Raw genomic sequence first — 12185 nt, 5'->3', positions numbered from 1 at the left:
GGTTCGCTTTACACCTGACACACCGGGCACCAGAAAAACGGCCGCGATGACACGCTGCTTTTAACGATGGGGTCGCCGCAGCGTTCACAAGGTTTGCCGGTCCGGCCAAATACCTTGAACCGGAACAACGCGCCGTGATGCACATTTTCGTCCATCGTTCCCCGGGTGGCGTAAGATAATCGCGCGACGGACAAACAGGCATCCGCCAGCGCATCCAGCTCGGCCTCTTTCAGCTCTTTCGGTTTATGATCCGGCAGCAGTTTTGCCAGCCAGAGAATTTCCGCCCGCAGATAGTTTCCCAGCCCGGCAAGAAACGCCTGATCGAGCAACATGCCCCCCAGCTGGCGGTTACGAAATTTGGGTGAAAGTAAACGCTCGCGAACCTGCGCGACCGTCAGAGTCTCGTCGAGCACGTCCGGGCCGATACGTTGCAGGAACGGATGATTCTCTATTTCCGCCGTATCATAAATCCCGATTTCAGACGCGCTGTACAACAGGATCGCCGCATCGGTGGTCTGCAGCTGCACCCGCAGTGAACGTTTGGTTTCTTTCGGTGTTTCACCGGTCTTCACTACCCGCCAGACGCCATAAAGTTGATTGTGGCTGTAAAGCGTCAGGCCGTTCGAGAAATGGGTCAGCAGCGCTTTACCGCGCGTTTCAATCGCCGTGATTTTCGTGCCACGCAGAGCCGACTGGTAAGGTTTCAATGAGGGGAAAGCAAACCAGACATCCGTGAGCGGTTTATTGACGACCGCGCGTACCAGTAAATCGGCCGCGCGGCGAATTTCAGGACCTTCAGGCATCAGTGAGTCGCACCCTCGGCAATTCGCAGGTCCTGCTCAGTATGCAGGGCAATGGCGATAGTCAGTTCAAGGGCATTCAACACAGTGTGTACTGACATACTTGGTTCGCCCGGATGTTTTGCGGCTTGTTCAGGCAGATAAGGAATATGGATAAAGCCGCCTTTCACCACGCTGCATGAAGGATGTGCCAGCCGGTGCATCAACCCATACATCACGTGATTACACACATAAGTGCCCGCCGTTTGCGACACCGACGCGGGAATACCCGATTCGCGCAAACCATTCACGATGGTTTTGATCGGCAGCGAAGAAAAATAGGCCGCCGGGCCGTCGGCAACAATCGGTGCATCCACCGGCTCGTTGCCCTCGTTATCGGGGATCCGCGCATCATCAATATTGATTGCCACACGCTCAACGCTGAAATCACTGCGCCCGCCGGCCTGACCCACGCACAGCACCATTTCCGGATGTACTTCATCAATCGCCGCATTCAGGGCGTCAATGGCTTTGCCAAACACGCAAGGCAGCTGCCGCACCACAATCTGCGCGCCCGACAGCTCCAGATCACCCAGTAATTTCACCACTTCCCACGACGGATTGAGACGCTCGCCGCCAAACGGGTCGAAACCGGTCACTAAGACTTTACGCATGATAGATCCTTGTTGTAGTGCAAGACTGATATCTCATCTGTTAGCTATGAGGTAATTATGATCGGATTTCAATCCCCCGCTCGCTAAACGCCTCACGCAGCCGCCGCGCAAATGTCAGAGCATGCTCACCGTCACCGTGCAGGCAGACGGTGTCGGCCTGCACCGGCACCCAGACGCCTTCGCGACTGAGGACTTTTTGCTGTTGTACCATGGCCAGCGTCTGTTCCAGCGCCTGTTCGTCAGTGTCGATCATCGCATCGGGCTGACTGCGAGGAACCAGAGAACCATTGCTCTGATAGCGGCGATCAGCAAACACTTCCTGGCGCGTTGCCAGCCCATATCGCTCACCGGCGCGGATAAGCTCACTGCCCGCCAGACCGACCAGACGCAACGTCGGGTCGACGTCACAGACTGCGCGGGCAATGGCGTCAGCCAGCTGCGTTTCGGTCGCTGCCTGGTTATACAACATACCGTGCGGCTTGACGTGTACCATCTTTCCGCCTTCGGCGCGGGTGATGGCCGCCAGTGCGCCGAGCTGATAGACCACCTGCGCATAAACGGTTTCCGGCGGCAGATGCATAGCGGTGCGACCGAAGTTTTCGCGATCGGGAAAGCTCGGGTGCGCGCCAATTGCGACGTTGTACTTCATCGCCCAGCGCACCGATTGCTGCATTGTCTGCGCATCTCCGGCGTGAAAACCGCAGGCGATATTGGCGGAACTGACCAGCTGTAACAGCGCCTCGTCATTGGCGCAGCCTTCACCGAGATCGGCGTTGAGATCAACGGTCATACAGCCCCCGCTTGATCTGTTCGATAAACAATGACTGCTCGCGCAGGGCTTTCTGCGCTTCTTCCAGCGTGCATTTCACGAAATGCACCGGTTCCCCCAGGCGGATCTGCGCCAGATTATAGAGATCGGCTTCGATCACACAGGCAATACGCGGATAGCCGCCGGTGGTCTGCGCATCGGCCATCAACACAATCGGCTGGCCGCCGTGCGGCACCTGCACCACACCCGGTAACAGCCCGTGAGACAGCATCTCTCGGTCGGTTTCCCGGTTCAGCGCGTGGCCATGCAGGCGATAACCCATGCGGTTACTTTGCGGGCTCAGTTGCCATGACGCACGCCAGAAAGCATCACGCGCTTCGGCGCTGAACTCCTGATACTCCGGCCCCGGTATTGCGCGGATACGGTTACCAAACAGCAGTTGTTTGATACCGCCTGCGCTTTTTGGCATATGGAAACTGTCACCGGTCGGCAACACATCACCGTCCTGGAGCGCACGACCGTTAAAACCGCCGAATTTTGCTTTCAGATCGGTGCTGCGTGAGCCCATCACTTCCGCCACATCGATCCCGCCAGAAACCGCCAGATAACTGCGCATCCCTCGCGTCGGCGTTTTCATGGTGAGCACCTGACCCGGCTTCACGGCGTAACGCCAGCCGGTCCAGACATCTTTGCCGTCGAGTTGCGCGTGGCATCCTGCGCCGGTCAGCGCCATCCAGCCTTCGCGATGAAATTCGGCGCTGAACTGGCCAAGGGTAATCTCCAGCCCGGCGGCGTTCTCATCATTGCCGGCCAGCAGATTGGCAATGCGCAGCGCCGGCGCATCCAGCGCGCCTGACTGACTAACGCCCTGCTGGCGGTAGCCGTTGCGCCCCAAATCCTGCACCGTGGTAAACATCCCTGCGCGTAAAACCTTCAGCATACGCCCTCCTTCTGTGGCACAAAGCGCACGTGATCACCGGGTAGTAATAAGGTCGGTGATGAACGCGTGGGATCAAACATCGCCAGCGTCGTCTGTCCGATCAGCTGCCAGCCACCGGGCGTGGCCAGCGGATAGATACCGGTCTGGCTGCCGCCGATGCCAACCGATCCCGCTGGGACTGAAAGCCGCGGTTCGCCGTGGCGTGGCGTAGCCAGTTGCTCCGGCATTCCGCCAAGGTACGGGAAGCCGGGCTGGAAACCGAGGAAGTAAACGGTGTAATCGATACCCGAATGGCACCCGACCACCTCACGCGGCGTCATTCCGGTATGGCGGGCGACGTTCTCCAGATCCGGTCCCTGCTCACCGCCGTAGATAACCGGGATTTCAATCAGTCGGGAAGCCGGTTCAATGGCTTCGCTCTCTTCCCACCAGGTTTGCAGGCGCTCAATCGCGTCCAGCGCGGAGCTTTGCGCATCGGTGAGTAAGACCGTCAAATTATTCATCCCGGGAATGACTTCGCGAACGCCGGGATAGGCCACGCGATCCTGTAAACGTTGGGTCAGCCCCCAGATCCGCTGCTGGCTGGCCAGCGTCACAGGCGGTTCCAGTTCCAGCACTACCGCGCGTTCACCCAGCAGGTAACATCGTGCTCGTTGCACTCAGACACTCCTCAAAGAAGGGTTGTGGATCATTGAGTTATTCATGAACTCAATGTCCCGATAAGAGTATGTAGATTAAGGGTAGTTATGCGGGAAAGCGACAGAGGATGTCAACTTGTCAAAGACCACCAAAGAACTGTGAAGGTTTCGCCCATCGCCCGCACCTGCTACTCTCAGAGGTGTTGCAGTTTTTTAGCGTTTGGATAACGCAGTATTTACAAAATGAAAGGGACAGCCCGTGAGAAAACCTTTAGCACTCTTTTTTCCGCTTTATACCACCACATTACTGATGCTGCTCGGTTCCGGCCTGCTCACCACTTACATTTCCCTGCGACTGTCGGCGATACACGTCAGCGGCGCGATGATCGGGGCGATTATCGCCGCCAACTACATCGGGCTGGTGATCGGCGGTAAAGTCGGCCATATCCTGATCGCCCGCGTCGGGCACATTCGCGCCTACGTCTCCTGCTCCGGCATCATTACCGCCGCCGTTCTGGGTCACGGTCTGACCGACATTATCCCCGTCTGGGTGGTGCTGCGGCTGATCATCGGCCTGTGCATGATGGTGCAATACATGGTGCTGGAAAGCTGGCTGAACGATCAGGCCGAGGCCAATCAGCGCGGCGTGGTTTTCGGATTTTACATGGTGGCGTCATACCTCGGGATGTCGCTCGGTCAGGTCGTTTTGATGCTCGACAGCGGCCTTGGCGTCAGTACGCTCATCATGATCGCGCTGTGTTTCGCGCTCTGTCTGGTCCCCATCGCGCTGACGACGCGCACCAACGTTGGCCATATGTCTCCGGCGCCGATGGAGCTTAAATTCTTCATCGGTGCGATCCCTAAGGTGCTGGCGATTACGCTGGTCATCGGCATGGTGGTCGGTTCGTTTTACGGGATGGCGCCGATTTACACCAGCCAGCAATCGCTGACCACTCAGCAAACCGGTCTGTTTATGGCGCTGGCGATCTTCGCCGGGCTGCTGGCGCAGTTTCCGCTGAGCTGGCTGTCAGATCGCTATAACCGAAATATGCTGATGCGCATCAACGCGATCCTGCTGGCGGTCGCCGCCCTGCCGCTGGCGTTGCTCACGCATATTTCGTTCCCCGTGCTGCTCGGCATCGGTTTTGTGGTCAGCCTGATGCAGTTCACGCTGTATCCGCTGGTTGTGGCCCTGGCCAATGACATGATCGAACCGGAGCGCCGCGTCTCGCTTTCCGCCTGTCTGCTAATGGCGTTTGGCGTCGGTGCCTGTATCGGTCCGCTGGCCGTGGGCGCGCTGATGGAACCGCTCGGCGGCAATATTCTGTATGCCTTTTTCGCCCTGTGCGGAGCGGCAATCGTTGCGCTCAGCCGAACCTCGGCGAAAGAAGAAGAAACTGTGATGGCGGTCGATGCGCCTCTGCCGCACATCGCTATGCCGGACAGCCTGAGCAGTTCACCGCTGTCGCCTGCGCTGAATCCGGCCTTTGACGAGCAAATGATTCAGGAAACGATGCCTGCGCCGGAAAACGTCACCGAACCGGCAGTGGAAGAAAATGAAGTGACTGAAGAAGAGGAAGAAAGCCCGTATCCGCCGCAGGGTGCAGACCCCGAAGTGGATACCGGCTTACAGCGGGCATTTACGTTGCTCGAAGACAGTGTGCCGGAAGAAACAAAAACTCTAGGCCGGGTTATCGATGTCGATGAACATCACATCTAACCCATGCTCTTCCTGCAACCATTCGCCTAAGGCTTTCACGCCATAACGTTCGGTGGCGTGATGGCCAGCGGCATAGAAATGCAGCCCCATTTCGCGGGCGATGTGGATGGTTTGCTCGGAGACTTCGCCGCTGATGAATGCATCCACGCCAAACTCTGCCGCCTGCTGAATGAAGCCCTGACCGCCGCCGGAACACCATGCGACGCGACGGATTTCCTCTGGCCCACCTTGCGCGCTGTGCAGCACTTTGCGATCTAAAATCACTTCAATCCGCTGACGTAATGCTTCCCCGGATAACGGCTTTACAAGCTCGCCATACGGCACCAGCGGCATGACTTCACCTTGCACATCAATGCCAAATAACTCAGCCAGCTGCGCGTTATTACCGAGTACCGGGTGGGCATCGAGCGGTAAATGGTAGCCATACAGATTGATATCATTCACCAGCAGGGCTTTCAGCCGGTTGCGCTTCATACCGCGAATAACCGCCGGTTCGTTTTTCCAGAAGTAACCGTGATGCACCAAAATTGCGTCCGCTTCGACGGCAATCGCGGCATCCAGCAGATCCTGAGACGCCGTCACCCCGGTGACCACGCGCTGCACATTACGACGCCCCTCGACCTGAAGGCCGTTAGGCGCGTAATCATTGAAATTACTGACATCCAGTTTCTGGTTAATCAGGGCTTCAAGCTGGAGATTGTTCATGGTTATTCCCGGGTTAGAATGGCTTATCAAAACGTTAATTTATCACCCTGCTGCATCCGCACAAACTTCACGCCCAAATTATTGCCTTTCTCCAGCTGCTGCATGATCTCTTTTTCAGGATCCGCACCGGCTTTCAGGCTGGGTTTCACGTGGCTGATAATCACCGTCAGGTCTTTCAGCGTTCCCTCCCCACCGGCGTATTGTTGCAGATTGCCAAGCTCTTTCAGCAGCCAGTGCGGCGTGAGATGACCGAACAGTTTGCTGTCAGGTACGTCATCAGGATAAGAGGTTTCGATGATAAGCCCCTTCAGGCGTTTTGCCTTGATTTCATCGCCGAGCACGCGCCAGACGGCGTCGAGATTTTTTGATTTCTCGACTTCATCCGGCCCTGTATCGCCAAAGAAGGCAAAGGACTGGTTATTGCGGCTGACCAGAATCATGCTCGAAGGCGTACCGCCGTGGCTGAGCGGGTAAATGCGGCCATCAAGGCCGGTAAGGCCAAGGGAGAATCGCTGATCCGTACGCTGTAAATTCAGGCGATAAGTGCCGATACGCAGGCCGCTGCCGGAATCGGTAAAGTTCGGCCAGATGCGGCCGTTGAAGTAATGCTGACGCAGCGTGCCGATGGTGTCGGCGGTGCCGTAAATCGGTTTTTTGGTGTCTTCGGGCGAGCTGATAATCAGCCCGGCCAGATGGTCGAGGTGACCGTGGCTGATAAAGTAGCCGCCGATCAGGTTGCGAAATACCGCGCCCTGCGGGGTGTAGGGGGCGGCATTTTCAGTCGTCACTTCGGGGAAACTGCCTTTCTCCAGCGCTTTACGGATGCCCGGCAATACGGAACCGGCGTCCAGCCCGAGGTACAGTTTTTGATCATCACTGCGCACCAGATATGACGTCAGATTTCCTTCCTCAACGCCACCGTTGACACCCAGTGCAACCACATCAAAGGCCGCCACGGCCTGGCTCGTCCAGCACGCCAGTAACAGCGCCAGCAGGTGTTTTTTCATCACATCGCTCCTTGTCGTGGTGATTAGCAAAAAGGTCAGTCTGACCGGTTTTTTGCCGCCTCAAACGCCGCAAGCGTGTCTTTGCGTGCCCTTGCGTGATCAATGATCGGCAACGGGTAGTCTAGCACGCGGTGCTGTTTTTCCGCCCAGCGATGCGGTGTGTGTATGTCTTTTTCCGGCACGTCCGACAGTTCCGGGATCCAGGCCTTGATAAATCGCCCGGCTTTGTCAAAGCGTTCGCCCTGCGTTGTCGGATTGAAAATGCGGAAATACGGTGCGGCGTCGGTCCCTGTAGACGCGCCCCACTGCCAGCCGCCGTTGTTGGCGGCCAGATCGCCGTCGAGCAGCTGCGACATAAAATAGCGTTCGCCTTCACGCCAGTTGATCAGCAAATCCTTCACCAGAAAACTGGCGACGATCATCCGCAAACGGTTGTGCATCCAGCCCGTGGCGTTGAGCTGACGCATCGCTGCATCCACAATCGGATAGCCGGTTTTGCCCTCTTTCCACGCCTGAAGCTCTTCGGGCGCATGACGCCAGCGCACGCCGTCGGTCCAGCCGACAAAGGGCTGATGTTTACAGAGTTTCGGCCAGGCGACGATCAGATGTCGGTAAAACTCACGCCAGATAAGCTCGTTCAGCCAGCCAAACGCGCCGCCGTCGGTTCGGTCGAGCACGTCAGGGCATTCGGTGCGTAGCCGGTTGAAACACTGACGTGGCGAAAGCACGCCGATCGCCAGATACGGCGAGAGCGAACTGGTGCCATCGACCGCGGGTAAATCGCGCTGCTGAAGATAATCCTGCACCTGCTCACGGCAAAAACTGCGCAGCTGATTGCGGGCCGCGTCTTCGCCGACAGCAAAATTCTTGTCGATGTTTTCCAGCGGATAATCGAAAGGCATTAACTTATGCATCACCGTTTTCTGCCCGTGCTCTCGCGCTTTTGGTGCGGGCAAGGAGCGGCTGTCGGATTCGGTCAGGCGGGATAAAAAGGCCCGACGAAACGGCGTGTAGACTTTGTACATCTCGTGGTTACCGGTAGTGACCGATCCCGGTGGCAGCAGCAGACTGTCGTCAAATGCGTGACATATAACGTCCGCGCCGACGGTTTTTTTCAGCTCGTCATCGCGCAGACGTTCATTGATTTCATACTGTTTGTTGTAAAACAGCGCATCCACTTTTTCCGCCTCGCAGAACGCTTTCATCCAGCTCACACTGCCCGCGAAATCATCACACTGATGGTAATGCAGCGGGATCCCGCGTTCCCCGAGAGCATGTTGCAGCGACTGAAGATGCTGATAAATAAACGCCGCCTGGCGCGGTGCCATCTCGTGTTGTTTCCACTGTTCGGGCGTGGCAATAAAAACGGCGATCACCCTCGCCTGCGGATCCTCGCAGGCGGCGTGCAGCGCGCGGTTATCGGTAATACGTAAGTCATTGCGGAACCAGACTAAATGCGTGGTCATAAAATTCCCTTTAGTGTCCGTAACGCAAGCGCAGCGCTTCCGGGTAAGGCTCGAAATATCGCTGATCGGCCAGATATGCATCCGGGTATTCAGACATGTAATGTTTTAGCAACGTGATCGGGGCTAGAAGCGGCTGCATTCCCTGACGGTAGCGGTCGATGAGCCCCGCCAGTTCCTGACGCTGTGCAGAAGTAAGCTGTTTACGGAAATAGCCCTGCACGTGCATCAGCACATTGGTGTGATTACGTCGGGTGGCTTTGTGATTAAGCAGCGCCATCAGCCGCTGGCGGTATTCGACAAAATAATCCTCCAGCGATGTCCATTCAGCCATCGCAGCGACAAAGCGCCCCAGCTCCCGGTATTCCGGCTGCGAATGCGCCAGTAAAGAGAGTTTGTAACGGCTGTGAAACGCCATCAGTTTGCCGCGCGTCAGACCGCTTTCGCGCAGCTGATTCAGCTCGAAAAGGGTAAATACGCGCTCCACGAAATTTTCGCGGATCACCGGATCGTTAAGCCGACCGTCTTCTTCCACCGGCAGCCAGGGGTGCTGTTTCATCAGCTCTGCGGTGTAGAGGCCCACGCCACTCTTCTTGGCATCTTTGCCGTTGGCGCTGTAAACCCGCACGCGCTCCATGCCGCAGCTCGGAGATTTGGCGCAGACGATGTAACCACAAAGCTGCGTTAAAGGCGCCACGCGCTTTTCGGCGTAGCTCTGCATTTTTTCGGTGATATCGATGGTTTCATCATTGCTAAAGCGCATCGCGACGCCATTATCCATTCTGACCAAACGCAACGCCGGACGCGGCGTTGGCAGTCCGATAGCCATTTCCGGGCAGATCGGTTCGAAGCGAACATAAGGCGCCAGCTGCTCTACAGCAAAGGCGAACCGCTTGTGGCCGCCATCGAAGCGAACGTTGTCGCCCAACAGACATGCGCTGATGCCGATAGGGATTGTTTTCGTCATTGTCAGCTCCCGCCGTTGAAGTGATAAAGGGAGTGTCAGTGATTCATCACTCTCATGTATTACTCAGTATAAGTTATACATAAAAATAATGTTGTACAGGTTTTCCGAAAGGGCAATAAAAAAGCCCCATCTGGAAGACAGGGCTTTTGTTTAGCTCCTCCCCTGCGAAGGGGAAGGAGTGAGTTCACCATTAATAGAAATCTTGTGTCGCCATCTCAGCATGCACCAGCCAGACCGGCTTATCGCTGGTCTTCATCCAGACGCGGTGTAAATAGCTGTAAAAACGGGCGCGATCGGCGCGGAACAGCATAACCGGTAAGGCGAGAAGTCCGGCAGCCAGCACAAAAGCGCGGCGGGCCAAAATACGGGTCATGGTGTAAGGCGTGTAATCAGACGTAGCTTTCATCGCGTTGCTCCTGTGCAAATTTCAGAACTTTTATAGAAACTGGAAGTTGTGAAAAATTTTACGGCAATTGCTGAAATTTTACCACTCATCTGACCACTTAAAAGTGTAAATTTTCGCCACTTTCCGCCTGAAGATGTAATTGAGTTACAAAATGGTTAAATAAATACATCGATAAAGTTTCTTTTAAGTTTTTTATTTGCGCATTTTTATACTTTCTTTACACCTAAGCCCCCTTTCTTTTCAGGATCTTTGCCCGCGTTTTTTTATTCTCCTCCCAACATAAAAACACACCTGTGGAGGTGGATTGTGACTGTTGGCGTAATCTGCGGCGCATTGCTGGTTCTTCTGCTGCTCGGCTATCTGGTTTATGCCTTGCTGAATGCGGAGGATTTTTAAATGGCCGCGACCGGATTCTTACTGATTGCCAGTTTTATGCTGGTGCTTTTGCTGCTGGCAAAACCACTGGGTAACTTTATTGCTCAACTTATTGAAGGACAGCCTGTCGCATTTTTGCAGCGCGTAGAAAACGGTGTATTACGCACGTCTGGCAGCAGCGATGCTGAGATGAACTGGTGGCAGTACGCACTGGCGATCATGGTGTTCAACATTCTGGGGATTGTTGTGCTGACGGCCATGCTCATGGCACAAGGCGGATTGCCGATGAACCCGCAGCATTTTGGCGGATTGTCGTGGGATCTGGCGTTTAACACCGCCGTCAGTTTCGTCACCAACACCAACTGGCAGGCCTACAGCGGCGAAAGCACGCTGAGCTATCTGAGCCAGATGGTGGGTTTAACCGTTCAAAACTTCCTGTCTGCGGCAACCGGTATCGCCGTGGCGTTTGCCCTGATCCGCGCCTTTGCGCGACCTTCTGCACAAACCATCGGTAACGCCTGGACGGATTTATGGCGCATCACGCTGTATTTGCTGCTGCCGGTCGCCTTCCTGCTGGCACTTTTCTTCGTCAGTCAGGGCGTGATTCAGAACTTCGAAGTTTATCAGCACATCACCACGCTGGAAGGCCTGCAACAAACCTTGCCGATGGGGCCGGTGGCTTCACAGGAAGCAATCAAAATGCTGGGCACCAATGGCGGTGGTTTCTTCGGTGCTAACTCGGCGCATCCGTTTGAGAACCCGACGGCGCTGACCAACATGGTACAGATGCTGGCGATCTTCATCATCCCTTGCGCCCTGTGCTTTGCGTTCGGTCGCGTGGTCGGTGATAACCGTCAGGGCAACGCGCTGGTCTGGGCGATGTCGGTGATTTTCGTGGTGTCAGTGGTGGTGGTGATGTACGCCGAGTTGCAGGGTAACCCGCACTTCACCGCGCTCGGTGCCAGCAGCAACATCAATATGGAAGGCAAGGAGAGTCGCTTCGGCATTCTCGCCTCCAGCCTGTATGCGGTGGTGACGACAGCAGCCTCCTGCGGTGCGGTCAACGCGATGCATGACTCCTTCACCGCACTCGGCGGGATGGTGCCGATGTGGCTGATGCAGATTGGTGAAGTGGTGTTCGGCGGCGTGGGTTCAGGCCTGTACGGCATGCTGCTGTTCGTGCTGCTGACGGTGTTTATCGCCGGGCTGATGATTGGTCGCACACCGGAATATCTCGGCAAGAAAATCGACGTTTACGATATGAAGATGACTGCGCTGGCGATCCTGGTCACCCCTACGCTGGTGCTGCTCGGCACCGCGCTGGCACTGGTCACCGACGCCGGTCGGGCGGGCATTCTTAACCCCGGTGCGCACGGTTTTAGCGAGGTGTTGTATGCAGTGTCTTCCGCTGCCAACAACAACGGCAGCGCGTTTGCCGGGCTTGGCGTCAACACGCCGTTCTACAACCTGTTGCTGGCGTTCTGCATGTTCTTCGGTCGCTTTGGCGTGATCCTGCCGGTGCTGGCGATTGCCGGTTCACTGGTGGCGAAAAAACGTCAGCAGGCAGGCAACGGCACGCTGCCGACGTCTGGTCCGCTGTTTATCGGCCTGCTGGTCGGGACCGTACTGTTAGTCGGCGCGCTGACCTTTATTCCGGCGCTGGCGCTGGGGCCGGTCGCGGAACATCTGCAGGTCTGGTCAGCACAATAATGCTGCGTAATTCGTTGAATTAATGAATATAG

At 56.2% G+C, this 12185-nt stretch carries 13 protein-coding genes; 3 read left to right on the top strand and 10 right to left on the bottom strand.

What is annotated here, in order from left to right:
- Nucleotides 1–8 precede the first annotated feature (8 nt).
- Genes nei through pxpB form a run of 5 tightly spaced genes read right to left on the bottom strand, consistent with a single transcriptional unit; the run spans nucleotide 9 to nucleotide 3821 of the window.
- Nucleotides 9–803, bottom strand: coding sequence for an endonuclease VIII (nei, locus tag ACMHLI_RS03535; RefSeq protein ID WP_413528260.1), 795 nt, complete (start codon nucleotides 801–803; stop codon nucleotides 9–11).
- Nucleotides 803–1453 carry a pyroglutamyl-peptidase I gene (gene pcp, locus ACMHLI_RS03530; RefSeq protein ID WP_413528259.1) on the bottom strand — a complete coding sequence of 217 codons (651 nt, stop codon included), beginning with the start codon at nucleotides 1451–1453 and terminating at the stop codon, nucleotides 803–805. The genes nei and pcp overlap by 1 nt, the downstream gene beginning before the upstream one ends.
- Before the next feature lie 55 nt (nucleotides 1454–1508).
- Nucleotides 1509–2243 carry a 5-oxoprolinase subunit PxpA gene (gene pxpA / locus ACMHLI_RS03525; protein ID WP_413528258.1) on the bottom strand — a complete coding sequence of 245 codons (735 nt, stop codon included), beginning with the start codon at nucleotides 2241–2243 and terminating at the stop codon, nucleotides 1509–1511.
- Nucleotides 2233–3162 (bottom strand): 5-oxoprolinase subunit PxpC, encoded by a 930-nt coding sequence (gene pxpC / locus ACMHLI_RS03520; RefSeq protein ID WP_413528257.1) that lies wholly within the window; start codon nucleotides 3160–3162, stop codon nucleotides 2233–2235. Before pxpC ends, pxpA begins: the two co-directional genes overlap by 11 nt.
- Complete coding sequence (gene pxpB / locus ACMHLI_RS03515; protein ID WP_413528256.1) at nucleotides 3156–3821, bottom strand: 5-oxoprolinase subunit PxpB; 666 nt, start codon at nucleotides 3819–3821, stop codon at nucleotides 3156–3158. The genes pxpC and pxpB overlap by 7 nt, the downstream gene beginning before the upstream one ends.
- Nucleotides 3822–4110: 289 nt before the next feature.
- Here pxpB and ACMHLI_RS03510 point away from each other — a divergent pair, with 289 nt between their 5' ends.
- Entirely contained in the window at nucleotides 4111–5520 is a 1410-nt protein-coding gene (locus tag ACMHLI_RS03510) for an MFS transporter (RefSeq protein WP_413528301.1), read from the top strand.
- On the opposite strand, the gene ACMHLI_RS03505 is transcribed toward ACMHLI_RS03510, so the two are convergent.
- The 5 genes from ACMHLI_RS03505 to ACMHLI_RS03485 form a co-directional block, all read right to left on the bottom strand.
- Nucleotides 5482–6225 (bottom strand): type 2 GTP cyclohydrolase I, encoded by a 744-nt coding sequence (locus ACMHLI_RS03505; RefSeq protein WP_413528255.1) that lies wholly within the window; start codon nucleotides 6223–6225, stop codon nucleotides 5482–5484. The two genes, ACMHLI_RS03510 and ACMHLI_RS03505, sit on opposite strands and share 39 nt — an antisense overlap.
- Before the next feature lie 26 nt (nucleotides 6226–6251).
- Entirely contained in the window at nucleotides 6252–7232 is a 981-nt protein-coding gene (locus ACMHLI_RS03500) for an MBL fold metallo-hydrolase (RefSeq protein ID WP_413528254.1), read from the bottom strand.
- A gap of 35 nt (nucleotides 7233–7267) precedes the next feature.
- The gene (gene phrB / locus ACMHLI_RS03495; RefSeq protein ID WP_413528253.1) at nucleotides 7268–8698 is read right to left on the bottom strand and encodes a deoxyribodipyrimidine photo-lyase; all 1431 of its coding nucleotides are present in this window, start codon (nucleotides 8696–8698) and stop codon (nucleotides 7268–7270) included.
- A 10-nt stretch (nucleotides 8699–8708) separates the two neighbouring features.
- Nucleotides 8709–9662, bottom strand: a complete 954-nt coding sequence (locus tag ACMHLI_RS03490; RefSeq protein ID WP_413528252.1) for a YbgA family protein — start codon at nucleotides 9660–9662, stop codon at nucleotides 8709–8711.
- A 190-nt stretch (nucleotides 9663–9852) separates the two neighbouring features.
- Nucleotides 9853–10068: a YbfA family protein gene (locus tag ACMHLI_RS03485; RefSeq protein WP_413528251.1), complete on the bottom strand. Its 216-nt coding sequence runs from the start codon at nucleotides 10066–10068 to the stop codon at nucleotides 9853–9855.
- 306 nt (nucleotides 10069–10374) lie between these two features.
- Here ACMHLI_RS03485 and ACMHLI_RS03480 point away from each other — a divergent pair, with 306 nt between their 5' ends.
- A complete protein-coding gene (locus ACMHLI_RS03480) occupies nucleotides 10375–10464 on the top strand; it encodes a K(+)-transporting ATPase subunit F (protein ID WP_101075733.1) in 90 nt (29 codons plus the stop codon).
- Nucleotides 10465–12153, top strand: coding sequence for a potassium-transporting ATPase subunit KdpA (gene kdpA, locus ACMHLI_RS03475; RefSeq protein ID WP_413528250.1), 1689 nt, complete (start codon nucleotides 10465–10467; stop codon nucleotides 12151–12153).
- Nucleotides 12154–12185 lie beyond the last annotated feature (32 nt).

Source organism: Rahnella inusitata (assembly GCF_965118895.1).
In the GTDB taxonomy this organism is placed as follows: Bacteria; Pseudomonadota; Gammaproteobacteria; order Enterobacterales; family Enterobacteriaceae; genus Rahnella; species Rahnella inusitata_A.
This window is presented reverse-complemented; position numbering and strand designations above follow the sequence as displayed.